This is a genomic window from Serratia sp. CY32780, assembly GCF_052169135.1.
GTDB lineage: Bacteria > Pseudomonadota > Gammaproteobacteria > Enterobacterales > Enterobacteriaceae > Serratia > Serratia sarumanii.
Map to the genome: position 1 here is coordinate 154,208 of NZ_JBJNLI010000003.1, position 26,646 is coordinate 180,853.

Here is a 26,646-nt window from a genome sequence, read left to right on the forward strand (position 1 = left end):
GCATCAACCGCCCATGCTGCGAGAGCCGGAGTTGGAGGTGGCGCTGCTGCGCTGCATGCTGGTCTGCTTGGCTACGGTCTCGCCGAAGCCGCCGCGGGTCACGGTGTTGGTGACTGCAGGCTTCGGCGCCATGGCGGTTTTCGGCACCGTCATGGTGCGGCCGCCGGCGGTGGCCGGGCCGTAGCTCTTGCCGCTGGCGTCGACAAACTTGCCGTTCGCCGGGCTGGCGGCGTTCTTGGAGGTGAACAGCGGCTGCTGCGCGAAGCCGGAACCGCCCATCAGGCGGCCCATCATGTAGCCCGCCATCAGCGGCATCCAGAAGCTGCCGCTGCTTTGCGATTCCGCCGCCATGCCGGCCTGTGCCGGCGCCTGGGTGCACTGCGCTTCGCCGAACTCGGCGACGCAGTCTTCGCGGGTGGCGTATTTCGGCGCGGTTTTCGCCGCTTCCTTCAGGGCATTGTTGTAGGAGGTGGTGCACTGCTCGCTCATCGAAGGATTGGCGCGCGAACAGTCATCGGCATTCTGATACAGGGAGACCGTTTCATCGCTCTTCTCACAGCCGGCCAGCATAAAGACGGCGCTGATCGCCAAAGCCACGGGCGCGACACGGTAGCTGCGCCAGGATTTGCGGAACGTCTCTTGGTTGATGTTTTTTGTCCGTTTCATCGTTATCAATCCCATCATGCGGGCTGTTTTCGCCCTTTCCCAGTAGTGGCGCTAAGGATAGGGGAAACATGGTCAAAATTAAAGCTGAAACGCCCGCAGAATCGACTCTTTACGCAGTTATACGTTGGGGTGTGCGCCAGTTCGCTTTCGCGGCGAAAAAACGCGCGTTGGCGTTTCATCATGAAACGTTGTCGCTATGATGATGTTCCATAATGGAACAAAAATCGCGAGGCTCGCCAGGCGGGCGGCGGGCGCTCATAGTCGAAGCACAACAACAAGCCGGCGGCGAAGTCGGCGCGTCATCACCTGATATCTGAACGTTACCATCGCCAACTCCCTACAAGGATCCGGTTATGTTGAGAATCATCCAGTCACCAGGCAAATATATTCAGGGCGCCAATGCGCTGGCCGCCGTCGGCGAATACGCCAAATCCCTCGCCGATCACTATCTGGTGATCGCCGACGACTTCGTGATGCAGCTGGCGGGCGACACCCTGATGGGCAGCCTGCAGCAGCACGGCGTGAAACATCATGCGGCCCGCTTCAACGGCGAATGCTGCCGCAAGGAGATAGACCGGCTCGGCCATGAGCTGCAGGCTCACGGCTGCCGCGGGGTGATCGGCGTCGGCGGCGGCAAGACGCTCGACACCGCCAAGGCCGTGGCGCACTACCAACAGCTGCCGGTGGTGCTCATTCCCACCATCGCCTCCACCGATGCGCCGACCAGCGCGCTGTCGGTTCTCTACACCGAACAGGGCGAATTCGCCGAGTACCTGATTTACCCGCGCAACCCGGACATGGTGGTGATGGACAGCGCCATCATTGCCAAAGCGCCGGTGCGTCTGCTGGTGGCCGGCATGGGCGACGCGCTCTCCACCTATTTCGAGGCGCAGGCCTGCTTCGACGCCCAGGCCACCAGCATGGCCGGCGGTAAATCGACGCTGGCGGCGCTCAGCCTGGCGCGGCTGTGCTACGACACGCTGCTGGCGGAAGGGGTGAAAGCCAAACTGGCGGTCGAGGCCGGCGTGGTGACGGAAGCGGTGGAACGCATCATTGAGGCCAATACCTATCTGAGCGGCATCGGCTTCGAGAGCAGTGGGCTGGCGGCGGCGCACGCCATTCACAACGGTTTTACCGTGCTCGAAGAGTGCCACCACCTGTATCACGGCGAGAAAGTGGCGTTCGGCACCCTGGCGCAGCTGGTACTGCAGAACAGCCCGATGGCGCAGATTGAAACCGTGCTGGCGTTTTGTCATGGCATCGGCCTGCCGATCACGCTGGCGCAGATGGGCGTCACCGGCGATGCGGCGGCGAAGATGATGGCGGTGGCCGAAGCCAGCTGCGCAGCCGGCGAAACCATTCACAACATGCCGTTCAAGGTTACACCCGCGGGCGTGCAGGCGGCGATCCTGACGGCGGATCGGCTGGGCGCCGCCTGGCTGCAGCGTCATTGATATCGTTGGGGCGCGGTGCGCCGCGCCCCTGTTCTTACAGAGGAAACCATCGTGAAAAAACTGATTAATCAGGTCGAGTCGGTGTTGGAAGAGCAGTTGCAGGGGCTGGCGGAGGCCCATCCCGAGCTGCTGGTGCACGCGGATCCGCTGTTCGTGACCCGCGCCGACGCGCCGGTGGCGGGCAAGGTGGCGATCCTGTCCGGCGGCGGCAGCGGCCACGAGCCGATGCACTGCGGTTTCGTCGGCGAAGGGATGCTCGACGGCGCCTGTCCGGGCGAGATTTTCACCTCGCCGACGCCGGATAAAATGTACGAGTGCGGCCAGGCGATCGACGGCGGCGCCGGGGTGCTGCTGCTGATCAAGAACTACACCGGCGACGTGCTCAACTTCGAAACCGCCACCGAGCTGCTGCACGACAGCGGCGTCGCGGTGGCGACGGTGCTGGTGGATGACGACGTGGCGGTCAAAGACAGCCTGTTTACCGCCGGGCGGCGCGGGGTGGCTAACACCGTGCTGATGGAGAAACTGCTGGGCGCCGCCGCGGCGCGCGGCGACGATCTGGACAGCGTGGTGACGTTAGGGCATCGCATCAACAACCACGGGCACTCAATCGGCATCGCGCTGGGGGCTTGCACCGTGCCGGCCGCCGGCAAGCCGTCGTTTACCCTGGCGGAGAACGAAATGGAGTTCGGCGTCGGCATTCACGGCGAGCCGGGCATTGCGCGCCGTCCGTTCACCACGCTCAACGCGGCGGTGGACGACATGTTCCATACGCTGATCGACCACGGCCACTATCAGCGCACGATCCGCGTCTGGGATCGTCAGCAGGGCGAGTGGCGCGACGAGATGCAGACCAAGCAGCCGTTGACGCGCGGCGATCGAGCGATCGCGCTGGTCAACAACCTGGGCGCCACGCCACTGTCGGAGCTGTACGGCGTATACCATCGGCTGGCGGAGCGCTGCGCCGAGGCGGGCATCATCATTGAGCGCAATCTGGTGGGCTCTTACTGCACTTCGCTCGATATGCAGGGCGTGTCCATCACGCTGTTGAACGTGGACGACGAGCTGTTGTCCTTGTGGGATGCGCCGGTGAAAACGCCTGCGCTGCGTTGGGGTTGCTGAGGAGGAATCATGGCGTTGACCAAACAACAGGTTGTCGATTGGCTGATGCGTTGCGGCGAGGTGTTCAGCCGGGAGCGCGATTTTCTGACCCGGCTGGACACCGAGATCGGCGATGCCGACCACGGTTTGAACATGAATCGCGGTTTCAACAAGGTGGTGGAAAAGCTGCCGTCGGTGGCGGACAAAGATATCGGTTTCATTCTGAAAAACACCGGCATGACGCTGCTGTCGAGCGTGGGCGGCGCCAGCGGCCCGCTGTTCGGCACCTTCTTCATCCGCGCGGCGCAGGCGGCGAACGCCAAGCAAAGCCTGGATCTGGCGGAGCTGCATCAAATGATGCAAGAGGGGCTTGAAGGCGTGGTGATGCGCGGTAAGGCGGAGCCGGGCGACAAGACCATGTGCGACGTCTGGTGGCCGGTGGTGGAAAGCCTCGGGCAGTCCGCGCAGCAGAACCTGAGCGTGGCGGAGGCGCTGCAGCGCGCCGCCGACAGCGCCGAGTGGGCGGTGGAGAGCACCATTACCATGCAGGCGCGCAAGGGGCGGGCCAGTTACCTGGGCGAGCGCAGCATCGGCCACCAGGATCCCGGCGCCACTTCGGTGATGTTGATGATGAAAACGCTGGCCGAGGTCGCCGGCAGCTAGCAGGAGGCGAGATGATTAATATCGTGGTGGTTTCGCACAGCGCGTTGCTGGCGCGCGGCGTTGAGCAACTGGCGCGGCAGATGATGCGCGGCGACGGCTGCAAACTGGCGCTGGCGGCGGGCGTGGATGACGAGCAGCACCCGATCGGCACGGACGCCGTCAAAGTGATGGAGGCGATCGAAGCGGTCGCCGACGGCGACGGCGTTCTGGTGCTGATGGATCTGGGCAGCGCGCTGCTCAGCGCCGAAACCGCGCTCGATCTGCTGGATCCGGACGTGGCTGTCAAAGTGCGGCTGTGTGCGGCGCCGCTGGTCGAAGGCACGCTGGCGGCGGTGGTGGCCGCCAACTCTGGTGCCGCGCTGGAGCAGGTGGTGGCGGAGGCGCAGGGCGCGCTGCAGGCCAAACAGGCGCAGCTGGGCGAAGGCTCGCCGGCCGCAAAAAGCGCGGCCTTGCCGCTGGCGCAGGGCAAAAGCGCAACCTGGACGGTGCAGAACCCGCACGGGCTGCATGCGCGCCCGGCGGCGCGGTTGGTCGAGACGCTGGCGCCGTTCAAGGCCGAGCTGGTGCTGGAAAAGCAGGGGCAGTGCGTCGATCCGCGCAGCCTCAATCAGTTGGCGCTGCTGCAGGTGCGCCACGGCGACACCATTCGCCTGATCGCCGACGGCGCGCAGGCGGACGAAGCGCTGGCGGCGTTTAAAGCGCTGGCGGAACAACATTTCGGCGAGACGGTTTCCGAGCGGCAGCAGCCTTCGCTGCATGGCATTCCGGTGGCGGAAAGCGTCACCAGCGGGCCGGTGTTCCAGGCCCACAGCTTCTGGCCGCCAACCGTCGATCGACGAATCGGCGCGGACGAGGTGTTGGGCGAACAGCAACGCCTGCGTGAGGCGCTGCAGCGCACGCTAAGCGATCTGAACCGGCTGGCAGAGCGCACCGGCACGCTGATCGGCAAGCCGCAGGCGGCGATCTTCGGCGCCCACAGCATGCTGCTGGACGATCCGGATCTGCAGCAGGCGGCGTACACCCGCATCGCGCAGCAGTTGTGCAACGCCGAGCAGGCCTGGCGACAGGTGCTGGAGGCGATCGCCGAAGAGTACCGCGAGCTGGATGACGACTACATGCGGGCGCGCGAACTGGACGTGCGCGACATGCTGCGCCGCACGCTGTGCCATCTGCAGGGGCTGCCGTTACCGACGATTGCGCTGGCAGAGCCGTCGATACTGGTGATGGACGAACTGATGCCTTCGGAGGTGGTGATGCTCGACAGGCGGCTGGTGCTCGGCATCTGCCTGAGCGGCGGCAATGCCCTGTCACACAGCGCCATTCTGGCGAAGGCGATGGGCATGCCGATGGTGGTCGGCATGCAGGATTGCCTGAGCAAAACCCGCAGCGGGCAGAAGGCGATGCTGGACGCCGCGCGCGGGGTACTGCAGCTCAGCCACTAGGCGTTCAGGCGCGCAGCTTGAACTGGCGGATGTCGATCCCGTGCTGTTTGATCTTCCGCCACAGGGTGGTGCGGCCGATGCCCAACAGCTGCGCCATTTCCGTCAGCTGGCCGCGGCTGACGGTCGCCGCGCGCAGGATCGCCTGGCGCTCCATGTCCGTCAGCGTCAGCAGCGGCGCGCCGGGCTGCGGATCGCTTTCCAGCAGCGACGGCTGGCCGAGCAGGTGCGCCGGCAGATCCGCCAATTGGATGTGGTGGCCGTGGCAGATCATTGCCGCGCGCTCCACCACCCCTTTCAGTTCCAAATCGTTGCCCGGCCACAGGTAGAGCGCCAGCTGGGCCATCACTTCGTCATCCACCCGAAAGCGACGCTGAAAATGCTGCTCCAGCGTGCGCAGATGGTGTTTGACCAGCAGCGGAATATCGCTCAGCCGCTGGCGCAGCGGCGGGATCTGGATCTCGAACGCCTGCAGGCTGTAAAACAGCTGGCGGCGGAAGCGGTTTTGCTGCACCAGCAGCGGCAGATCGGCGGCGCTGCCGGCGATGACTCGGACATCGACCGGGATCACCCGGCTGGAATTGAGGCGGATCACCACGCCGGTTTTCAGCACCTGCAGCAACGCCGACTGCATCTCCGCCGGCAGGTATTCGATCTGTTCGAGGTACAGCGTGCCGCCGTTGGCCAATTCGAATTTACTCAGCTGGCCCGCCTCTTCTTCGTTGGCGTCGCTGCCCAGCAGTTCACGCAGCCCCTGCGCCTGCGGCAGCAGCTGGCAGTTGAGGGCGATATACGGCCCGGCGGCGCGTTCGCCGGCGTTGTGGATAGCCTGGCTGAGCCGCTCTTTGCCAACCCCTTCCTCCCCGCGCAGCAGGATTGGATGCTGGCCCTTGGCCGCCTGCTGCCCGTAACGGATCAGCCGCCGCATCTCCAGCGAGGCTGAGGGCATTTGCTCGAAGCTGTGGCTGACGCGCCCCAACTGGCTGCTGACATACTGGCGCAGCCGCTCGAGCGGGTGCAGCAGGGCGATGAAACTGCAGCGATCGCCGTCGAAAATCGGCTTGAGCGTCAGCAGGGCGGCGATAAACTGCCGCTGGCTTTCGAAGGTGACTTCGACGTGTTGCAGCGGCTGCCGGTCGGCGATAGCGCGCTTGAGCAGGGCGGGCAGCGTCAGCAGCTGCGCCAGCGGTTTGCCCTGGCTCTGCTGCTCGTCCAGCTTCAGCAGGGCGGCGGCGCGCTGGTTGATGTATTGCAGATAGCCGCGGTGATCCCAGGCCATCACGCCGTCGTCCACGCCGTCCAGCAGGCCGTAAAGCTGATTCAGATGGCGGTTGGATTCCGCCAGCAGGCCGTCGGCGTTCAGCGAGTTGCCGATTTCGCGGGCGATGGCCAGCGTCAGCGACAGATCGCCGGCGGCGCAGTCGGCCAACAGACAGCCCAGCGCGATCGAACCGCGCTGGCGGCCGCTGTTGTCGTAGACCGGCGTAGCGCAGAACGACCAGCCGTGCAGCGCCCGGCGCACGTGCTCCCCGCCGCTCACCCGCACCGGGTGGCCTTCCGTTGCTGCCAGCGCCGGGGCGTTGGTGCCGATCTGCCCTTCGGCCCAGTAAGCGCCGGGGGCGAACCCCAGTTGCTGTAAATGTTCCCAGGTTTGGGCGTCGCCGCAGCGCCACAGCATGCAGCCGCTCTCGTCGAGGATCATCAACAGACAACGACGTGGCTCCATGTACTCGCAGGCGTCTTCCAGCGCCGCCTGGCCGAGCGTCAGCAGATCGTTCTTGCGGCGGCAAATCGATTCGAAGGTGGCGCCCTGAGCGCGGTGCGGTGCTTGCCAGACGTCGGGCTGCATCAGGCTGCGGCAGCGCAGCCAGGAGGCGTAAACCGCCTGTGCCGGGCGCAGCGGCGGCGGCAGTTCGCCGTCGTTAATCAGCCGCTGCCAGCGTGAATCGTTGTCCATCGAACCTCATCCAGACTGCGAAAACGAGAGTGACGATGATACCACCTGACGTGGCGGCGGCTGTGAGACGGCGGGCAGAAGTGGTGGAATCGAGGCAAAAAAAAACGGGGCGCGGCGCAGGCCGAACCCCGTGTTTATCAATGTGCGCGCATCAGTTGCGGAATGGGTTGCCGCTGTTGCGAGCCGGTTGGCTGGTGGTAACGGCCGGCGCGGATGCGCGAGTGGCCGCCGGTACCGGCGCCGCGGTTTGCTGCATCGGCGCATTGTCCTGATAGCCGTCTGCATAGGCGTCCTGCGCGCGATTCTGCGGCGCCACGGCGTCAGGCGCGGTCGACACCGGTTTGCCCAACGCGCCGTTCAACAGCAGCAAATCGTTCTGGTTCAGCGTGCCGAGCGCCGACTTGATGTTCAGCTGGTTGATCAGATAGGTATAGCGCGCGTCGGACAGCTGACGTTTGGCGTTATACAGCGTGGTGGTGGCGTCCAGCACGTCGACGATGGTGCGGGTACCGACCTGATAACCGGCTTCCATCGCGTCCAGGGAGCTTTGCGCGGAGATCACCGCCTGTTTGTAGGCGTTGATGCTGCTGATCGAGGCGTTAACGTTGTTGAACGACGAACGCACGGTCTGTACCACGCTGCGGTGTGAGCTTTCCAACTGCTCGCTGGCGCCGACGAAGCCGTACTGCGCTTGCTTGACCTGCGAGTTGGTCGCGCCGCCGCTGTACAGCGGCAGGTTGAAGCTGATGCCGACCTTATTTTGGCCCGCATCGGAGTCGCTGTAGCGTGCGGCATTCGCGCCGCCGGTGTTGGAGCCGTTGTATTTGGTATTGCTGATGCCGGTTGATGCGCTGACGTCAATCGTCGGCATATAGCCGGTTTGGGCTGCGCGGATTTGCTCGCGCGCCAGGTCCTGGCTCAGACGGGCGGACAGCAGGCTCAGGTTGCGCGCTTCCGCTTCTTTCAGCAGGTTGTTCACCGCTTCCGGGCGCTGGGTACTGAAGCGATCGGTATTCAACGAGGCCAGCTCCGGGTAGAAGGCCCCGGTCACCTGGCGCAGCGTTTCCAGCGCGTTGTCCAGATCGTTGCGGGCGGAGACTTCCGCCGCCAGCACGGTGTCATAGTTCGAGCGGGCGTTCTGCACGTCGGTGATCGCCACCAGGCCCACGTTGAAGCGCTGGGTGGTTTGATCCAGCGTGCGGTATACCGCATCTTTCTGCGCCTGGGTATAGGACAGCGTGTCGATCGCCTTCAGCACGTTGAAGTAGGCGGTGGCGGTGTTGAGAATCAGCTGCTGTTCAGCGGTCTGGAAGGTGACGTCGGAGATGCCGGCGGTCTTTTCCTGCAGCGTCAGCTGGCGCCATTTCGACATGTCGAAAATAGTTTGCGTCAGCGCCAACGAACCGCTGGTCACGTTGCTGTTAACGCCATTGCTGTCACGATAACCGTTGGTGTAATCGTAACCTGCGGTTAAACCGAGCTGCGGCAGCAACGGGCTGCGCGCTTCATTGATCTTTTCGAATGCGGCGTCGCGGTCAGCAGCACTTTTGCGCAGATCCGGGTTACTTTCCCTGGCCTGTTTGTAGACCTGCAGCAGGTTCTCTGCCTGGCTCATTGCACTGAAGCCGCCCAGGCTCAGTCCGATAAGAAGGGGGAGCAGTTTCTTCATTTGCATTCCTTGTTGTGCAGCAATATTGCTATGTTAGCGCTGACGATAGACGAAATAGTTGCCGATTCTAGCAGAGTCTGGGGTACGCATCAGGTGGCTGAATGTGCCATCTCACGTAACTTTTACCTTTCAGACCGCCCATTTACCTTGGCGTACTGCCCGGGTCGACTGCAGCTGATATTATGGCTGACAATCCGGATTGTTTCCCGCTATTACCTGCGAGCGCACAAACGTGCCGCATCCGGCGGCGGAAAACAGCCTAACATAAAGCCGCGGCGGAGAGTCCCGCTGTTTCTGTCATCAAAACCGATTATTTTATCGGCATACTCAAGCAGGAGAATTCGCGCATGAACCGTTCGCAGCCGTCGCCCGTTACTTTCGAGAAAAAAGATGTAGAAATTATTGCACGCGAGACGCTGTACCGTGGTTTTTTTTCACTCAATTTATACCGGTTTCGCCATCGGTTGTTCAATGGCGAAATGAGCCCTGTAATCACGCGTGAAATTTTCGAACGCGGCCATGCGGCGGTGCTGCTGCCCTACGATCCGGTGCGCGACGAGGTTGTGCTGATTGAACAACTGCGCATCGCCGCGGTTGATACCAGCCATTCGCCCTGGCTGCTGGAAATGGTGGCGGGTATGATCGAGACCGGCGAAAGCGTCGAGGACGTGTGCCGCCGCGAAGCGCAGGAGGAGGCCGGCGTGATGGTCGGGCGCTGCAAGCCGGTGCTGAGCTACCTGGCCAGCCCCGGCGGCACCAGTGAACGTCTGTCGATCATGGTCGGCGAGGTGGACGCCGGCACCGCCGAGGGCATTCACGGCCTGGCGGAAGAACATGAAGATATCCGCGTCCACGTGGTCAGCCGCGAGCAGGCTTACCGCTGGGTGGAGGAGGGCGCGATCGATAACGCCGCATCAGTGATTGCATTGCAATGGCTGGCGTTGCACCATGAATCGTTGAGAAAAGAGTGGGCCAACTAATGAAACAGCGCTATACCCCTGATTTCCCCGAAATGATGAGATTGTGCGAAACCAACTTCGCGCAATTGCGCCGCTTGCTGCCGCGCAACGACGAAGCGGGCGAAACGGTGACTTATCAGGTGAACGGCGCCGGCTATCGTTTGACCATCGTTGAGTCCACGCGTTACACGTCGCTGGTGGAGATCGAGCAGATCTTTCCGGCGGTCAGCTACTGGAGCCTGCCCGCGATGACGGTGCGGCTGTACCATGACGCCATGGTTGCGGAAGTGTGTTCCAGTCAGCAGATCTATCGCTTTAAAGCGCGTTATGATTATCCTAATAAAAAGTTGCATCAACGCGACGAAAAGCATCAAATTAACCAGTTTCTTGCTGATTGGCTGCGCTACTGTTTGGCGCATGGAGCGATGGCGGTTCCGGTTTGTTAGACAGACTGAAATAACAAAGGACACCATTTGGAAAGCCTGTTTAAACTGCCCGTGGCGAGTGGGGCCGCGGTCAGGATTCTACAAATAACAGATACCCACCTTTTTGCCGGCGAACACGAGACGTTGCTCGGCATCAATACCTATCGCAGCTATCACGCGGTGCTGGACGCCATCCAGGCGCAGCGCCGCGACGTCGATTTGATCGTCGCCACGGGAGATTTGGCGCAGGATCATTCGCAAGAGGCCTACCGCCACTTCGCCGCCGGCATCGCGCAATTGCCGGCTCCCTGCGTGTGGCTGCCGGGCAACCATGATTTTCAACCGGCGATGGTCGATGCGTTGGCCGCCGCCGGCATCGCGCCTTCCAAACAGGTGCTGCTGGGCGACAGCTGGCAGGTGCTGATGCTGGACAGCCAGGTGTTCGGCGTGCCGCACGGCGAATTGAGCGAATACCAACTCGAGTGGATGGAGCGCTGCCTGCAGGCTCACCCCGAGCGCTATACGCTGTTGCTGCTGCACCATCATCCGCTGCCTTCCGGCTGCACCTGGCTCGATCAGCACAGCCTGCGCAACCCGCATATGCTGGGCGCGATCCTGCTGCGTTATCCGAAAGTGAATACCGTGGTGTGCGGGCACATTCACCAGGATCTGGATCTGGAATGGCAGGGCCGACGCCTGTTGGCGACGCCGTCCACCTGCGTGCAATTCAAGCCGCACTGCACGAACTTCACCATTGACGACGTCTCCCCCGGCTGGCGCTACCTCGATCTGCTGCCGGACGGCCGCGTCGAGACCCAGGTGTTCCGCCTGGAAAACGACGATTTCCGCCCCGATATGGACTCGGATGGATACTGATGCCTTCGACACTGCTCTACCTGCACGGTTTCAACAGTTCGCCGCAGTCGGCCAAGGCGGTGGCCTTCAAGGCCTGGCTGGCCGAGCACCATCCCGATATCGAGATGCTGGTGCCGCAGCTGCCGGCCTTTCCGGCGGAGGCCGCCGAAATGCTGGAGAATATGGTGCTGGAGCGCGCCGGCCAAACGCTCGGGCTGGTCGGTTCATCGCTGGGCGGCTATTACGCCACCTGGCTGTCGCAGTGTTTTTCGCTGCCGGCGGTGGTGGTCAACCCGGCGGTCAAGCCGTTTGAGCTGCTGGTCGACTATCTCGGCGCCAACGAGAACCCCTACACCGGCCAGCAATATGTGTTAGAGTCTCGGCACGTTTACGATCTGAAAGTGATGCAGATCGATCCCTTGGAGTCGCCGGATTTAATCTGGCTGCTGCAGCAAACGGGCGATGAAATTCTCGATTACGGCCAGGCCGTGGCGTATTACACCGCGTGTCGGCAAACGGTGGAGTCGGGTGGAAACCACGCCTTCGTCGGTTTCGAGCACTACTTCCCCCAGATTGTGGATTTTTTAGGGCTAAACGCGGTCTGACGGACCGTTCCGGCACCTCCCTTTAACCACGAAAAAATAATCAACGATGACTCAATCCAGCTATAACGCTGATGCCATTGAAGTACTCAGCGGTCTAGAACCAGTGCGCCGTCGTCCCGGCATGTATACCGACACGACGCGCCCAAACCACCTCGGCCAAGAGGTGATCGATAACAGCGTCGACGAAGCGTTGGCCGGTCACGCCAAGCGCATCGACGTGATTTTGCACGCCGATCAGTCGCTGGAAGTGATCGACGACGGCCGCGGCATGCCGGTGGACATCCACCCGGAAGAGGGCGTGCCGGCGGTTGAGTTGATCCTGTGCCGGCTGCACGCCGGCGGTAAATTCTCGAATAAAAACTACCAGTTCTCCGGCGGCCTGCACGGCGTGGGGATCTCGGTGGTCAACGCCCTGTCGAAGCGGGTGGAAGTCAACGTGCGCCGCGACGGCAACGTCTACGGCATCGCCTTCGAAAACGGCGACAAGGTGCAAGATCTGACGGTGACCGGCACCTGCGGCAAACGCAACACCGGCACCAGCGTGCACTTCTGGCCGGATGAGCAGTTCTTCGACAGCCCGCGCTTCTCGGTATCGCGCTTGACTCACCTGCTGAAAGCCAAGGCGGTGCTGTGCCCCGGCGTCGAGATCTATTTCATCGACAAGGTGAACAACACCGAGCAGCGCTGGTGCTACCAGGACGGCCTGACCGACTACCTGATGGAAGCGGTCAACGGCCTGATTACCCTGCCGGAAGCGCCGTTCGTCGGCAATTTCGCCGGTGACACCGAAGCGGTGGACTGGGCGCTGCTGTGGCTGCCGGAAGGCGGTGAGCTGCTGACCGAAAGCTACGTCAACCTGATCCCGACCATGCAGGGCGGCACCCACGTCAACGGCCTGCGCCAGGGGCTGCTGGACGCGATGCGCGAGTTCTGCGAATTCCGCAATATTCTGCCGCGCGGCGTGAAGCTGTCGGCGGAGGATATCTGGGATCGCTGCGCCTACGTGCTGTCGGTGAAGATGCAGGATCCGCAGTTCGCCGGGCAGACCAAAGAGCGTCTCTCCTCGCGCCAGTGCGCGGCCTTCGTTTCCGGCGTGGTGAAAGACGCCTTCAGCCTGTGGCTGAACCAGAACGTTCAGGCGGCGGAACAGCTGGCCGAGCTGGCGATCTCCAGCGCCCAGCGCCGTCTGCGCGCCGCCAAGAAAGTGGTGCGCAAGAAGTTGACCAGCGGGCCGGCGCTGCCGGGCAAGCTGGCGGACTGCACCTCGCAGGATCTGGCCATGACCGAACTGTTCCTGGTGGAAGGGGACTCGGCGGGCGGATCGGCCAAGCAGGCACGCGATCGCGAATATCAGGCGATCATGCCGCTCAAGGGCAAGATCCTGAATACCTGGGAAGTCTCCTCGGACGAAGTGCTGGCCTCGCAGGAAGTGCACGACATTTCCGTGGCGATCGGCATCGATCCGGACAGCGAAGATCTCAGCCAGCTGCGCTACGGCAAAATCTGCATCCTGGCGGATGCGGACTCCGACGGCCTGCACATCGCCACGCTGCTGTGCGCGCTGTTCGTGCGCCACTTCCGTTCGCTGGTGAAAGGCGGCCACGTCTATGTCGCCATGCCGCCGCTGTACCGTATCGATCTCGGTAAAGAGGTGTTCTACGCGCTGGATGAAGAAGAGAAAGCCGGCGTGCTGGAACAGCTGAAGCGCAAGAAGGGCAAGCCGAACGTACAGCGCTTTAAAGGGCTGGGCGAGATGAACCCGCTGCAGCTGCGCGAAACCACCCTCGATCCGAACACCCGCCGTCTGGTGCAACTGACGGTGGCAGAGGATGACGTCGATCAGACGCTGGCGGTGATGGACATGCTGTTGGCCAAGAAGCGTTCGGAAGATCGCCGCAACTGGCTGCAAGACAAGGGCGACATGGCCGAATTGGCGGTCTGAGCCTGACCCTGGCCCGGTGAAACGCCGGGCCTGCTTTCCCGCAGGGCGTTGCATGCGGCGCCCGTCAACCTGGGGCGAACCGCGTGAAGATCACCCTCGAAGAGCTGCTGGCGTTCACGGCGGTGGTCGACAGCGGTTCGGTCACCGCCGCCGCCGATCGGCTCGGCCAAACCACCTCCGGCGTCAGCCGCGCACTCAGCCGCCTGGAAACGAAACTCGACGCTACGCTCTTGCGCCGCACCACGCGTCGCCTGAGCCTGACCGAAGAAGGGCAGAGCTTCCTGGCGCCTGCGCGCGAAATACTGCGTTCGGTGGATCAGGCCGAAGAACTGATGGCGCTGCGGCGCCAGCTGCCCGCCGGTCGGCTGCGGGTCAACGCCGCCGCCCCTTTCATGGCGCACGTGCTGGTGCCGATGGTGGCGGAGTTCCGCCGTCGTTATCCGCTGATTGAGCTGGAGCTGGACACCGACGATCGCAATATCGACCTGTTGGAGAAACGCGCCGATATCGCGATCCGCATCGGCGCGCTGCGTGACTCCACGCTTCATGCGCGCCTGCTGGGGCACAGCCGGTTGCGCATCCTCGCCAGCCCGGATTACCTGCAACGGCATGGCGAACCGCGCGGCGTGGAAGATCTGCACCGCCATTGCCTGTTGGGATTCACCTACCCAGAATCGCTGAACCAGTGGCCGCTGCGTTACCGGCAGGCGCGGTATTTCGCCATCGAACCGACGATCTCGGCCTCCAGCGGGGAGACGCTGCGTGAGTTGGCGTTGCGCGGGGCGGGCATTGTCCAACTGGCGGACTTCATGACCCGCCGCGATCGGGAAGCGGGCCGGCTGGTACCGCTGCTGGTGCGGGAGACGCTGGACGTGCGCCAGCCGATCCACGCGGTGTATTACCACGACGCCCAGCTGGCGGCGCGCCTCACCTGTTTTCTCGACTACGTCAGCGCCCGCCTTGAGGGAGAGCCGCCAGAGGCCGCAGAGGGCCTCTGAAGGGATTACAGCGCGTTTTCCAGCACGTAGATCTCGGTGCCCAGCACGTAGTCCTTGATGGTCTCGCGGTGCTTGAGCATATGGTCGATCTGCAGGTGTTTTTCCAGATGCGCCTGGCTTTGCCATTTTTCCAGCATAAACACCGAGTCCGGCGACAGTTTCTGCCAGGGGGCCTGGGTGTGGCTGTCTACCATCGGCGTGTATTCGCCGCAGCCTTCTTCCGCCAGCACCAGTGGCACCAGTTTTTCAATGGCTTGTAACACGGTGGCGCGGTGGCCGGGTTTGACTTTGATTTCTGCGATTACGGTGATCATCATTACCTCGTTGGTTAAGCCCTTCGCTGCCAGTTAAGCAAAAATTCCCGCCAGGTGCTCGCGATAACGTGCGATGTCCGTTTCGATATCCGGTTGTTTTATCACGTCATTGCAGATAAAGGTCGGCAAGGCTTCCATCCCCAGGAACTGGTTGGCCTTGTGGAAGTGCAGGTAAACGCCGTCGACGCCGACGCCGTGGAAGAACTGGTTCGGATCGGTGAAGGCTTCGAGCGGGGCGTTCCAGGTCAGGCTCAGCAGGTATTTTTTGCCCTGAATCAGGCCGCCGGAGCCGTACTTCTTGCCGGCGTCGGAGCGGGTGCGGCCATCGCTGGCGTACAGGCTGCCGTGGCCGGCGGTGAACACTTCGTCGATGTATTTTTTCAGGATCCACGGCTCGCCCATCCACCAACCTGGCATTTGATAGATGACCGCGTCGGCCCACAGGTATTTCTGCACTTCGGCCTCAATGTCATAGCCGTCGTCGACCACCGTGACCTGCACCTCGTGCTGCAGATCGCGCAGGAAGCTTTCCGCCACGTCGCTCAGGGTTTGGTTGAGTTCGCCGTTGGAATGGCCGAATTGCTTTTTAGCGTTGATAATCAGGATATTGCTCATCTTTTGCGTCTCCCGTCAGAGTTAAGATAGATGCCGTTTTCCGCTGCGGTGCGCAAAAACAGCTTACTGAACGAGAGTGTAATCGCTGACCAGGCAAGTAAAAACGTGACGACAGACACAACAGTGTTGATTCTTAATCAACAATCGCGATGGAATTTTGCCTAAACGTCCCGGCGGCAGCGCCTTCGGCCGACGATCCTTGCGCCAACTGTGACAGCCACCCCGCAGATGGGTTACTATCGCGGGCAGAATCGACAAGCGATGCCTTATTGTCGTCCAGGGATTGCCAAGCCACGGTCTGAGGATAATTGAGTAATGAGTGATCTGACTCATGATGGTGTAGAGCGTTTACCGCTGCACACATTCACTGAAAACGCCTATCTGAACTATTCCATGTACGTCATCATGGATCGGGCGTTGCCGTACATTGGCGACGGTTTGAAGCCGGTACAACGCCGCATCATCTACGCCATGTCTGAGCTGGGGCTGAACAACAGCGCCAAATTCAAGAAATCCGCCCGCACCGTGGGCGACGTGCTGGGTAAATACCACCCGCATGGCGACAGCGCGTGTTATGAAGCCATGGTGCTGATGGCGCAGCCGTTCTCGTACCGCTATCCGCTGGTGGACGGCCAGGGGAACTGGGGGGCGCCGGACGATCCCAAGTCGTTTGCGGCGATGCGTTATACCGAATCGCGCCTCTCCAAATACGCCGAAGTGCTGCTGGCCGAGCTGGGGCAGGGCACCGTCGACTGGATCCCGAACTTTGACGGCACGCTGCAAGAGCCGAAGATGTTGCCGGCGCGCTTGCCGAACATCCTGCTGAACGGCACCACCGGCATCGCCGTCGGCATGGCGACCGACATTCCGCCGCACAACGTGCGCGAAGTCGCCGCCGCTGCGGTGGCGCTGCTCGACAAACCTGGCGCCTCGCTCGACGATCTGCTCGAATTCGTGCAGGGGCCGGACTTCCCGACCGAAGCCGAGATCATCACCCCGCGCGATGAAATCCGCAAAATTTACCAGAGCGGCCGCGGCTCGGTGCGCATGCGCGCTGTGTGGAAGAAAGAAGACGGCAGCGCGGTGATCACCGCCTTGCCGCACCAGGTGTCCGGCGCCAAGGTGCTGGAGCAGATCGCCAGCCAGATGCGCGCCAAGAAACTGCCGATGGTCGAAGATCTGCGCGATGAGTCCGACCACGAAAACCCGACGCGTCTGGTGATCGTGCCACGCTCCAACCGTATCGATCTGGAACAGGTGATGAACCACCTGTTCGCCACCACCGATCTGGAACGCAGCTACCGCATCAACATGAACATGATCGGTCTGGATAACCGCCCGCAGGTCAAAGGGCTGGTGGAGATCCTCACCGAATGGCTGGCCTACCGTCGCGACACGGTGCGCCGCCGCCTGAACTACCGCCTCGAGAAAGTGCTGAAACGCCTGCATATCCTCGAAGGTTTGCTGGTGGCGTTCCTCAATATCGACGAGGTGATCCACATCATCCGCAGCGAAGATGAGCCGAAGCCGGTGCTGATGCAGCGTTTCGGCATCTCCGATACCCAGGCGGAAGCGATCCTCGAGCTGAAACTGCGTCACCTGGCCAAGCTGGAAGAGGTCAAGATCCGCGGTGAGCAGGATGAGTTGGCGAAAGAGCGCGATCAGCTGCAGGCGCTGCTGGCGTCCGAACGCAAGCTGAACACGCTGATCAAGAAAGAGATCCAGGCCGATGCGCAGACCTACGGCGACGATCGCCGTTCGCCGCTGACCGAGCGCGCGGAAGCCAAGGCGATGAGCGAGCACGACTTCGTGCCGTCCGAGCCGGTGACCATCGTGCTGTCGGAAATGGGCTGGGTGCGCAGCGCCAAGGGCCACGACATCGATCCGGCCGGCCTGAGCTACAAGGCCGGCGACAGCTTCCGCGGCGCGGCGCGCGGCAAGAGCAACCAGCCGGTGGTATTCATCGACTCCACCGGGCGCAGCTATGCGCTCGATCCGATGACGCTGCCTTCGGCGCGCGGGCAGGGCGAGCCGCTGACCGGCAAGCTGACGCCGCCGCCGGGCGCCACCATTGAGCAAGTGCTGATGGCGGCCGACGATCAGAAGCTGCTGATGGCGTCCGATGCCGGTTACGGCTTCGTTTGCACCTTCAACGATTTGGTGGCGCGCAACCGCGCCGGCAAGGTGATGATCACGCTGCCGGACAACGCCAGGGCGCTGCCGCCGATGGAAATCCACGGCGCAGACGATATGCTGCTGTCGATCACCGCCGCCGGGCGCATGCTGATGTTCCCGGTCGCCGATCTGCCGCAGCTGTCGAAGGGCAAAGGCAACAAGATCGTCTCCATTCCGGCAGCCCAGGCGGCGGCCGGTGACGACAAGCTGGCCTGGCTGTTCGTGCTGCCGCCGCAGGCGTCCGTCACGCTGCACGTCGGCAAACGCAAGCTGACGCTGCGGCCGGAGGATTTGCAGAAATTCCGCGCCGAGCGCGGGCGCAAGGGCACCCAGCTGCCGCGCGGCCTGCAGCGCATCGATCGCGTCGAAGTGGATGCGCCGGTGCGGGCGTCGGGCGGCGACAGCGAAGAGTAAGCGTTGGCGCCAGCGTTAACGGGCGGTCGCAGCATGCTGTGGCCGCCTTATTTATTTTTACTGGCGTTTATTTTCCAAATAGTTAACATTTCTGCGCATAAAATTATTGTGCGTATTGCCGGCTGGCGGGAAAATAGCGAGAAAGGCAGGCGATATCGGCGTGCTTATCGCCTGGCCGGCAAATAATGAGTAAAGGAATCTGCGCAGCGAAGTAAACTGCGTTGGCAGTGTGCTAATGAGGTTGTTATGTTATTGATTTTGCGTGCCGTTCTCGCCACTCTTTTCTGTATTCTGGTGTGTATTTTCGGTTCTGTTTATTGCTTGTTCAGCCCGCGCAATCCCCGCCATGTGGCGACCTTCGGCCACCTTTTCGGCCGCCTGTCGACGCTGTTCGGCATCAAGGTTGAAACCCGCGTGCCGGCCGATGCGGCCAACAACGGCAACTGCATCTATATCGCCAACCACCAAAATAACTACGACATGGTGACGGCCTCGAATATCGTGCAGCCGCGCACCGTGACCGTCGGTAAAAAAAGTCTGGTGTGGATCCCGTTTTTCGGCCCGCTGTATTGGCTGACCGGTAATCTGCTGATAGATCGTGATAATCGCGCCAAGGCGCACGGCACCATCGCCCAGGTGGCGGAGCAGTTCAAAAAGAAAGACATTTCGATCTGGATGTTCCCGGAAGGGACCCGCAGCCGCGGTCGCGGGCTGATGCCGTTTAAAACCGGCGCGTTCCACGCGGCCATCGCCGCCGGCGTGCCGATTGTGCCGATCTGCGTATCGACCACCAGCGGTAATATAAATCTTAATCGCTGGAATAACGGTCACGTGATCGTCGAGATGTTGGCGCCGGTGGATACCAGCAAATACGGCAAAGAAAACGTGCGCGAGCTGGCGGCGCATTGCCGCGAGCTGATGGAGGCGAAAATCGCCCAATTGGACGCCGAAGTCGCCCAGCGCAACGCCGCCAAAAAATAAGAGTCTACCGGCTTCAAAGAATACGTTTTTAATTGGCGTTCAGCGCCGTTAACGCCTGAGCGCCTGCTAATCTTGATTGGCGGGCGTTTGGGTTTTGCACACGGTTTAGTTATTGCTTTTCATGGAGAAAATATGTCACTCAGTCGACGTCAGTTTATACAGGCATCGGGCCTGGCGCTGTGCGCGAGCGCCGTGCCGCTGAGGGCAGAGGCGAGCGGAACGCAGACCCCATTACCCATTCCTCCACTGCTGGAGTCTCGCCGCGGTCAGCCGCTGTTCCTGACCCTGCAGCGCGCCCACTGGGCGTTTATGGATAGCCGCAAGGCGGCGGTGTGGGGCATCAACGGCATGTATTTGGGGCCGACGGTGCGGGTTTACAGCGGCGACGACGTCAAACTGATCTACAGCAACCGCCTGCAGGAGCCGGTGGCGATGACCGTCAGCGGTCTGCAGGTGCCGGGCACGCTGATGGGCGGCGCGCCGCGCATGATGTCGCCCAACGTCGACTGGTCGCCGGTGCTGCCTATTCGCCAGGCGGCGGCCACCTGTTGGTACCACGCCAATACGCCGAACCGCATGGCGCCGCACGTTTACAACGGGCTGGCCGGGCTGTGGCTGGTGGAGGATGCCGTCAGCAAAGCGCTGCCGCTGCCCAACCACTACGGCGTCGACGATTTCCCACTGATCATTCAGGACAAGCGCTTCGATAACTTCGGCACGCCGCAATACGATGCGCCGTCGCAGGGCGGTTTCGTCGGCGATACGCTGTTGGTCAACGGCGTGCAAAATCCGTATGTCGAGGTGTCGCGCGGCTGGGTGCGTTTGCGCCTGCTCAACGCCTCCAACGCGCGCCGCTATACCCTGCAGCTCAGCGACGGGCGCCCATTCAACGTGATCGCCAGCGATCAGGGCTTCCTGCCCGCGCCGGTCGCGGTGCAGCAGCTGTCGCTGGCGCCGGGCGAACGCCGGGAAGTGCTGATCGACATGTCGAAGGGCGAGGAGGTGACCATCACCGCCGGTGAAGCGGCGGGCATCATGGATCGCCTGCGCGGCCTGTTCGAGCCGTCGAGCATTCTGGTGTCCACCCAGGTGCTGACGCTGCGCCCGACCGGCCTGCTGCCGCTGGTGACCGACAACCTGCCGATGCGCCTGCTGGCGGATCAGCTGTTGGACGGCAGCGCCAGCCGCACTCGCGATTTCCGCCTGGGCGACGGCGGCGTCGGCATCAACGGCGCGATTTGGGACATGAACCGCATCGACGTGCAGGCGCAGCAAGGCACCTGGGAACGCTGGAACATTCATGCGGATACGCCGCAGTCGTTCCATATTCAGGGCGTGCAGTTCCTGATCAAACGCGTCAACGGCGCGCAGCCGATGGCGGAAGATCGCGGCTGGAAGGACACCGTCTGGGTCGATGGCGACGTCGAGCTGCTGGTGTATTTCAACCAACCTACCTCCGAACACTTCCCGTTCCTGTATTACAGCCAGACGTTGGAGATGGCCGATCGCGGCACCGCCGGCCAGCTGATGGTGCAGCCGACGATGTAATCTGCGCTGCGGGCCGCTTACGGCGCCCGCAGCATCTCCAGAAAGGCCTCTACGACCGGCGTGACGCTGTCGGCGCGGTAAACCGCGTACAGATCCGCCGGCGGCGCCTGCTGCAGCGAGCAAAAGCGGACGCCGGGCCACGGGATGCGGCCGTAGCTGTCCGGCAGCAGCGTAATGCCGCAGCCCTCCGCCACCAGCGCCAGCAGGGTTTGCGGCTCGTTGACCTGATAAGCGACGTCCGGCAAAAATCCCTGCTGCAGGCACAGATTGTGCAGATACAGCCCCAGGCTGGCCTCGTGCGGCGGCAGCACGATGAAACTGTCGTTCTGCAGCGCCGCCAGCGGGATGCTTTCCTGCTGCGCCAGCGGATGATCGAGCGGCAGCACCACGGCGATGCTCTCGCTCGCCAAGCGTTGGCAGGTCAACCCCGGCAGCGTCTGTTGCTGCGCCTCTCGCCAGACCCCGATATCGATATGCCGCTTTTGCAGCGCGGCGATTTGCTGGCTGGGCGTCAGCTCGTTCAACGACCAGGTGACGCCGGCGTTTTGCTCGCTGAACCGCCGCAGCGCCGCGATCAGGCCGCCCCAGGCCGAGGTGCCGACCATGCCGACCACCATGTGGCCGCCTTCGCCGCGCCCCATCTGTTGCACCTGATGCAGCGCGCTGTCGGCCTGATCCAGCAGCCGCTCGACGTTGCGCAGCAGCATGCGGCCGGCCGGTGTCAGCGTCATTGAGCGGGTGGTGCGTTTGAACAGCACCACGCCGAGCTGGCTTTCCAGCTCCTTGATGTGCTTGCTGAGCGGCGGCTGTGACATATTCAGCCGCCGCGCCGCCTGGGTGAAGTTCATCTCTTCCGCCACCACGCGGAAATAGTGCAGCAGGCGGAAGTTAATCCGGCCGGGATCGGGCAGGGCATGGGGCTGATTCATCCGGGGTATCGCCTCCTTGTGACGCAGCTCAACTTATAGGTAAATGGAATAAATCGGCCGCCAAGAATGTATTGGTCTCGGCCGCGCCTCGCTCTCTACTATGGGGATTATTATCCCCCGCTGAAAGAGAGAATACGATGTTTAATCAAGAAGATGCTTTTACCTGCGCCGATGTCGTCCGCGCACGCCTGCCGGGTTTCCAGCCGAAAGCGGCCTTGATTCTCGGCTCCGGGCTCGGCGCCCTGGCGGAGGTGATGACCGAAACCGTCACCATCGACTACGGGGAGCTGCCGGGCTTCCCGGTGAGCGGCGTCGCCGGCCATGCCGGGCAGCTGGTCGCCGGCAAGCTGGAAGGCGTGCCGGTATTGTGCATGAAAGGGCGCGGTCATTTCTATGAAGGGCGCGGCATGCAGGTGATGACCACCGCAGTGCGCACCTTCAAACTGCTGGGCTGTGAATTCCTGCTGGCGACCAACGCCGCCGGTTCGCTGCGCCGCTCGGTGGCGCCGGGCAGCCTGGTGGCCATCACCGATCACATCAACTTCATGCCGGAATCGCCGCTGGTCGGCGCCAACGACGAGCGCTTCGGGCCGCGCTTCTTCAGCCTGGCGAACGCCTACGATCGCGATCTGCGCGCCCGGCTGGCGGCGGTGGCCGAAAGCGCGGGCATTCCGCTGGCGGAAGGGGTGTTCGCCGCCTACACCGGGCCGAATTTCGAAACGCCGGCGGAGATCCGCATGATGCAGACCCTGGGCTGCGACGTGGTGGGCATGTCGATCGTGCCGGAAGTCCTGACGGCGCGCCACTGCGGCCTCAAGGTGCTGGTGGTGTCCGCGATGACCAACTACGCCGAAGGGCTGTCGGATACGCCGCTCTCCCATGAACAAACGCTCAGCTGCGCGGCGCTGGCGGCGGACGATTTCATGCGCCTGATCCGCGAGCTGTTCAAAACGCTGTAACACCGCAGGCAAACCGGCGGCGAGCTGCAGGGGGCCCGCCGCACCAATCATCGTTGAAAGCATAATAACAAGGTGATGGCGATGGCGATAAAAGCACGATTGAAAGTCATGATTTTCCTGCAGTTCTTTATCTGGGGTGCCTGGTTGGTGACGCTGGGCTCCTACATGATCAACACGCTGCATTTCAGCGGCATGCAGGTGGGGATGGTTTACAGCGCCAAAGGCATCGCCGCGCTGATCATGCCGGGGCTGGCGGGCATCATCGCCGATCGGTGGATGAAGGCCAACTACCTGTATGCGCTTTGTCACCTGCTCGGGGCGCTGGCGCTGTACTGCGCGGCGCAGGTCGAGCAACCGATGCTGATGTTCTGGGTGATGCTGTTCAACGCCATGGTCTATATGCCGACCATCGCGCTCTCTAACGCCATTTCCTATTTTTGTCTCGAAAAGCACGGCTTTGACACGGTGAAGGACTTTCCGCCGGTGCGGGTGTACGGCACGGTGGGGTTCATTCTGGCGATGTGGCTGGTCGGCTTCAGCCGAATCGAGCTCAGCAATCTGCAGCTGTATCTGGCTTCTGCGGCGTCGCTGCTGCTGTCCGCTTATTCACTGACGCTGCCGCGCTGCCCGACCAACCGCGCGGCCGAGTCGAAGAGCTGGGTGAGCGTGCTGGGGCTGGATGCGCTGGTACTGTTCCGCCAGCGGCGCATGGCGCTGTTTTTCCTGTTCGCCATGTTGCTTGGCGCGGCGCTGCAGATAACCAATACCTTCGGCAACCCGTTCCTGCACGATCTGTCGCTCAACCCGCTGTATCAGGACAGCCTCAGCGTCCGGTATCCGGCGGTGCTGCTGTCGCTGTCGCAGATCTCCGAAGTATTCTTTATCCTCACCATTCCCTTCTTCCTGCGCCGTTACGGCATCAAGCAGGTGATGCTTATCAGCATGGCGGCCTGGACGCTGCGCTTCCTGTTCCTGGCCTATGGCACGCCGGTCGGCTTTGGTTTCGTTCTGCTGCTGCTGTCGATGATCGTCTACGGCTGCGCCTTCGACTTCTTTAATATCTCCGGTGCCATCTTCGTCGAGAAAGAGGCCGATCGCCGCATCCGCGCCAGCGCGCAGGGGCTGTTCATGACCATGGTGAACGGTTTGGGCGCCTATCTGGGGGCGCTCGCCAGCGGCGAGGTGGTGGACTTCTTCAGCCATGACGGCGTGAAAGACTGGCAGAGCATCTGGCTGGTGTTTGCGCTGTATACGCTGGTGCTGGGGATCGTGTTCGCGTTGAGCTTCAACTATCGCCACCCGCCGCAGGAGAGCGCGGCGGCGGCGCAGTAAGGCAGAAGGCACCGCGTGACGGCGCCATGAAACGTCAGGCCTGCGGGAAGCGCTGTTGCAACTGCTGCCGGTCCGGCGGATTGGCGGCGCCGAGGCTGGCCACCACGCAAGCGGCGACCCGGTTGGCCAGATCGACCGCCTGCGGCAGCGGCCAGCCGGCGGACAGGCCCGCCAGCAAACCGGCGCAGTGGGCATCGCCCGCGCCGATGGTGTCGACGACGTCTACCGGATAGGCGGGCACGTGCAGCGGCGGCGTGCGGCCGTCGCAGATCCACGCGCCGTCGCGATCCAGGCGGCAGACCAGCGTCAGGTTACGGGCGGCGGCATAGCGCTGCGCGGCCTCCACGGCGTCGCCGCCGCCGCACAGCGCGGCCACTTCGTCGCGGTTGAGCGTCAATAGGGTGTGGCTGTCGCTGAGCATGGCGAAGAAATCTTCGCTGAGCTGAGCGATGCGCGGGCCGGGATCGATCAGGCGCGGTTGGTCGAACGGCATGCGCGTCAGCCACTCGCGTAGCGCCTCGCCGCTTTCGCCCGCCAGCTCGTAGCCGCTGGCGTAGATCAGGGTGTGCTCCGTCAGCGGCAGCGTCGCCAGCTGCGCTTTATTCCATTGGCTTTCGCAGCCGGAAACCGTGATGAAGGTGCGTTCACCGTTCGGCTCCACCAGCGCCAGGCACCAGCCGTTGTCCATCTGGCCGTGGCGCAGCAGCACCTCCAGCCCCAGCTCGCCCATGGCGGCTTCGACCGCCGCGCCCCATTCGCCGTTGCCAACCGGCATGCCGTTAATCACCGGCGTTTCCAGGCGCACCAGCGCGCGCGCCACGTTGAACGCGCAGCCGCCGATTTGCCGCGCCTGCGGCTGGGCTTCGATATCTTCGCCGCTGGTCGGCAGGCGCGGCAGCGTCATCACCAGATCGCCAACCGCGCCCCCAATCACCAGGACAGGTGTTACAGCTTCCCACTCACTCATTGATGTTCTCTGCGTTGGGTCAGGTACAGACCGTAAGCGATCAGACTCACCGCGAACGACACAAACAGCCCCAGGCTGGAATCGGCGAACAAGCCTTTGGCCAGCGGGCCGTCGATAAAACCGGTTTTGGTGACCAGCAGGCCGCACAGGGCGCCGAGGAACCAGCAGAACAGCGGGGCTTTGCGCACGCCGCGGTTCTGGCCATGCAGGCCGTACAAAGCGTTGCCATCATACCCGTGGCGGCGGCGCAGGCACAGGTAATCGAGCAGGAAAATCGCCTCCCAGGCCGCCAGGAAGACGCCGCAGAACACCAGGAAGGAGATGAACGGCCCCATGAAATCGCCGGAGATGAACAGCACATACAGGGCGATGCCCAACACCACCACCGCGTCGATCGATACCGCCAGCCACTGCTTGACCTGCACGCCGATGGTCAGCAGGTTAAGGCTGGCGGAATACAGGCTGAGCACCGCGATGGTGACGATGCCGGCGGTGGCGGCCAGCAGATAAGGAATGGCCATCCAGGCGGGCAGCACCGAGCCTATCAGCGCGATGGGGTTGGCGGCGCTGGCCAGATCGGGCAGCTGCACGGAAAGCAGGATGCCGGCCAGCATCAGCAGCATCAGCGGCAAACAGGCGCCGCCCATTACCGCGGCGAAAATGCTTTTGCTCGACGAACTCGGGCTTTGATAGCGGCTGTAATCGGCGCCGGCAATCGCCCAACTGATGCCGGTGCCGGCGGCGATCACCGATACCGCCGGCAGGAAGCCGGTCAACCAGCTGCCGGAAGGCAGCGCCAGCACCTGGCTCCACTCGGTGTTGAACAGGATATAGAGCACCACGATCAGCGTCATGGTGCCGAAGATGCGGCTGAACCAGCTTTGCATCCAGACCACGGTATTTTGCCCCAGCAGGCTGACGACGACAGTGAGCCCGCCGAACAGCAGCAGGCTGAGCGCGGTCAGCAGGTGGCTGCTACCCAACCCGAAGGCCTCGAACAGCGCCGCCAGCGTCAGGGTGCCGGTGATCACGTTGACCGCTTCCCAGCCCATCAGGTTGATCCAACTGAACAGGGTGGGCGCCACGTTGCCCTTCAGGCCGAAAATCACCCGCGAGAGCGTCAGCGTCGAGGTGCGCCCGCGCTTGCCGGCGAAGCTGGTGAGGCCGACCAGCACGAAGCTGGCGACGCCGACCAGCGCGGCGAGTACCGATTGCAGGAAGGATAAGCCGAAGCCGACGATAATGGCGCCGTACACCACGCCGAGAATGCCGATATTGGCCGCCGACCAGATCCAAAACAGCTCGATGGGCTTGCCGGTCTGTTCCGCGTCCGGCACCCGATCGATACCGGTACTTTCTACCTTCCATGCTTCATTGCGATTGATATCGGTCATAGCAAATGATCCCTGTAGCGCAGGGCCGCGAGGGCCGCCGCAGTTGACTGAAAATCGATTCCGTTGGCGCGGTTGACGCCGGCTATTCCGTTGTCGGTGAAGACGCCGATTCCGCGCAGTGTGTAGCGGCTGATACCGCCGGGTCTGTCAAAGTGAGGGCGGTATCCGCCTTATCGGGTAAGGCACGTCGGCCGCACGGCGCCAATGAGTGTAGTCAAAGAGTGGGTCTGCAGCGGGGTTTGGCGAAGCGGGAACGTTTCTATTTGCCGACATCGATCCGTTGCG

At 62.7% G+C, this 26,646-nt stretch carries 23 protein-coding genes; 15 read left to right on the top strand and 8 right to left on the bottom strand.

Going from position 1 to position 26,646, the window contains the following annotated elements; all coding sequences use genetic code 11:
* Positions 1–3 precede the first annotated feature (3 nt).
* The gene (locus ACJ8HH_RS17020; RefSeq protein WP_015379087.1) at positions 4–666 is read right to left on the bottom strand and encodes a DUF1190 family protein; all 663 of its coding nucleotides are present in this window, start codon (positions 664–666) and stop codon (positions 4–6) included.
* 353 nt (positions 667–1,019) lie between these two features.
* Between ACJ8HH_RS17020 and ACJ8HH_RS17025 the strand changes: the two genes are divergently transcribed.
* Genes ACJ8HH_RS17025 through dhaM form a run of 4 tightly spaced genes read left to right on the top strand, consistent with a single transcriptional unit; the run spans position 1,020 to position 5,326 of the window.
* Positions 1,020–2,120, top strand: a complete 1,101-nt coding sequence (locus ACJ8HH_RS17025) for a glycerol dehydrogenase (RefSeq protein ID WP_033649063.1) — start codon at positions 1,020–1,022, stop codon at positions 2,118–2,120.
* Between the two features lie 51 nt (positions 2,121–2,171).
* The gene (dhaK, locus tag ACJ8HH_RS17030) at positions 2,172–3,242 is read left to right on the top strand and encodes a dihydroxyacetone kinase subunit DhaK (RefSeq protein WP_033649064.1); all 1,071 of its coding nucleotides are present in this window, start codon (positions 2,172–2,174) and stop codon (positions 3,240–3,242) included.
* Between the two features lie 9 nt (positions 3,243–3,251).
* The gene (gene dhaL / locus ACJ8HH_RS17035) at positions 3,252–3,884 is read left to right on the top strand and encodes a dihydroxyacetone kinase subunit DhaL (RefSeq protein WP_043148020.1); all 633 of its coding nucleotides are present in this window, start codon (positions 3,252–3,254) and stop codon (positions 3,882–3,884) included.
* Positions 3,885–3,895: 11 nt separating this feature from the next.
* The gene (dhaM, locus tag ACJ8HH_RS17040; RefSeq protein WP_041036732.1) at positions 3,896–5,326 is read left to right on the top strand and encodes a dihydroxyacetone kinase phosphoryl donor subunit DhaM; all 1,431 of its coding nucleotides are present in this window, start codon (positions 3,896–3,898) and stop codon (positions 5,324–5,326) included.
* Between the two features lie 4 nt (positions 5,327–5,330).
* Here the strand turns inward: dhaM and dhaR are convergent, their stop codons facing one another.
* Both dhaR and hasF read right to left on the bottom strand, forming a co-directional pair.
* Entirely contained in the window at positions 5,331–7,280 is a 1,950-nt protein-coding gene (gene dhaR / locus ACJ8HH_RS17045; protein ID WP_039569323.1) for a dihydroxyacetone kinase operon transcriptional regulator DhaR, read from the bottom strand.
* Positions 7,281–7,431: 151 nt separating this feature from the next.
* Positions 7,432–8,949: a multidrug efflux transporter outer membrane subunit HasF gene (gene hasF, locus ACJ8HH_RS17050; RefSeq protein WP_033649067.1), complete on the bottom strand. Its 1,518-nt coding sequence runs from the start codon at positions 8,947–8,949 to the stop codon at positions 7,432–7,434.
* Between the two features lie 347 nt (positions 8,950–9,296).
* On the opposite strand from hasF, the gene nudF reads away from it, so the two are divergent.
* From nudF to ACJ8HH_RS17080, 6 genes are all read left to right on the top strand, one after another.
* The gene (nudF, locus tag ACJ8HH_RS17055; RefSeq protein ID WP_060430982.1) at positions 9,297–9,929 is read left to right on the top strand and encodes an ADP-ribose diphosphatase; all 633 of its coding nucleotides are present in this window, start codon (positions 9,297–9,299) and stop codon (positions 9,927–9,929) included.
* Positions 9,929–10,354: a DUF1249 family protein gene (locus ACJ8HH_RS17060; protein WP_004937244.1), complete on the top strand. Its 426-nt coding sequence runs from the start codon at positions 9,929–9,931 to the stop codon at positions 10,352–10,354. The genes nudF and ACJ8HH_RS17060 overlap by 1 nt, the downstream gene beginning before the upstream one ends.
* Before the next feature lie 27 nt (positions 10,355–10,381).
* A complete protein-coding gene (gene cpdA / locus ACJ8HH_RS17065) occupies positions 10,382–11,209 on the top strand; it encodes a 3',5'-cyclic-AMP phosphodiesterase (protein ID WP_033636061.1) in 828 nt (275 codons plus the stop codon).
* Positions 11,209–11,793: an esterase YqiA gene (yqiA, locus tag ACJ8HH_RS17070; protein ID WP_025304306.1), complete on the top strand. Its 585-nt coding sequence runs from the start codon at positions 11,209–11,211 to the stop codon at positions 11,791–11,793. Before cpdA ends, yqiA begins: the two co-directional genes overlap by 1 nt.
* A gap of 46 nt (positions 11,794–11,839) precedes the next feature.
* Positions 11,840–13,735 carry a DNA topoisomerase IV subunit B gene (gene parE, locus ACJ8HH_RS17075; protein WP_025304305.1) on the top strand — a complete coding sequence of 632 codons (1,896 nt, stop codon included), beginning with the start codon at positions 11,840–11,842 and terminating at the stop codon, positions 13,733–13,735.
* A gap of 83 nt (positions 13,736–13,818) precedes the next feature.
* The gene (locus tag ACJ8HH_RS17080) at positions 13,819–14,733 is read left to right on the top strand and encodes a LysR substrate-binding domain-containing protein (protein ID WP_033649070.1); all 915 of its coding nucleotides are present in this window, start codon (positions 13,819–13,821) and stop codon (positions 14,731–14,733) included.
* A gap of 5 nt (positions 14,734–14,738) precedes the next feature.
* Here ACJ8HH_RS17080 and ACJ8HH_RS17085 read toward each other — a convergent pair whose 3' ends face one another.
* On the bottom strand, positions 14,739–15,047 hold the full coding sequence (locus ACJ8HH_RS17085) for a putative quinol monooxygenase (protein WP_033638602.1): 309 nt from the start codon (positions 15,045–15,047) through the stop codon (positions 14,739–14,741).
* A 33-nt stretch (positions 15,048–15,080) separates the two neighbouring features.
* A complete protein-coding gene (locus ACJ8HH_RS17090) occupies positions 15,081–15,662 on the bottom strand; it encodes an NAD(P)H-dependent oxidoreductase (RefSeq protein WP_033636059.1) in 582 nt (193 codons plus the stop codon).
* A 315-nt stretch (positions 15,663–15,977) separates the two neighbouring features.
* Here ACJ8HH_RS17090 and parC point away from each other — a divergent pair, with 315 nt between their 5' ends.
* The 3 genes from parC to ftsP all read left to right on the top strand — a co-directional run bounded on the left by parC (position 15,978) and on the right by ftsP (position 20,780).
* Positions 15,978–18,251: a DNA topoisomerase IV subunit A gene (gene parC / locus ACJ8HH_RS17095; RefSeq protein WP_033636058.1), complete on the top strand. Its 2,274-nt coding sequence runs from the start codon at positions 15,978–15,980 to the stop codon at positions 18,249–18,251.
* Positions 18,252–18,497: 246 nt separating this feature from the next.
* Positions 18,498–19,232 carry a 1-acylglycerol-3-phosphate O-acyltransferase gene (locus tag ACJ8HH_RS17100; RefSeq protein WP_033649071.1) on the top strand — a complete coding sequence of 245 codons (735 nt, stop codon included), beginning with the start codon at positions 18,498–18,500 and terminating at the stop codon, positions 19,230–19,232.
* Between the two features lie 132 nt (positions 19,233–19,364).
* Positions 19,365–20,780, top strand: coding sequence for a cell division protein FtsP (ftsP, locus tag ACJ8HH_RS17105; protein WP_033636056.1), 1,416 nt, complete (start codon positions 19,365–19,367; stop codon positions 20,778–20,780).
* Positions 20,781–20,797: 17 nt separating this feature from the next.
* On the opposite strand, the gene ACJ8HH_RS17110 is transcribed toward ftsP, so the two are convergent.
* Positions 20,798–21,709, bottom strand: a complete 912-nt coding sequence (locus ACJ8HH_RS17110) for a LysR family transcriptional regulator (RefSeq protein WP_033649072.1) — start codon at positions 21,707–21,709, stop codon at positions 20,798–20,800.
* Between the two features lie 137 nt (positions 21,710–21,846).
* Here ACJ8HH_RS17110 and xapA point away from each other — a divergent pair, with 137 nt between their 5' ends.
* Positions 21,847–22,668 carry a xanthosine phosphorylase gene (gene xapA, locus ACJ8HH_RS17115; protein ID WP_039569302.1) on the top strand — a complete coding sequence of 274 codons (822 nt, stop codon included), beginning with the start codon at positions 21,847–21,849 and terminating at the stop codon, positions 22,666–22,668.
* Between the two features lie 81 nt (positions 22,669–22,749).
* A complete protein-coding gene (locus ACJ8HH_RS17120; RefSeq protein ID WP_033649108.1) occupies positions 22,750–24,000 on the top strand; it encodes a nucleoside permease in 1,251 nt (416 codons plus the stop codon).
* A gap of 34 nt (positions 24,001–24,034) precedes the next feature.
* Here the strand turns inward: ACJ8HH_RS17120 and ACJ8HH_RS17125 are convergent, their stop codons facing one another.
* Entirely contained in the window at positions 24,035–24,967 is a 933-nt protein-coding gene (locus tag ACJ8HH_RS17125) for a PfkB family carbohydrate kinase (protein WP_043148017.1), read from the bottom strand.
* Positions 24,964–26,361, bottom strand: a complete 1,398-nt coding sequence (locus tag ACJ8HH_RS17130) for a purine-cytosine permease family protein (RefSeq protein ID WP_025304294.1) — start codon at positions 26,359–26,361, stop codon at positions 24,964–24,966. The genes ACJ8HH_RS17125 and ACJ8HH_RS17130 overlap by 4 nt, the downstream gene beginning before the upstream one ends.
* Between the last annotated feature and the right edge of the window lie 285 nt (positions 26,362–26,646).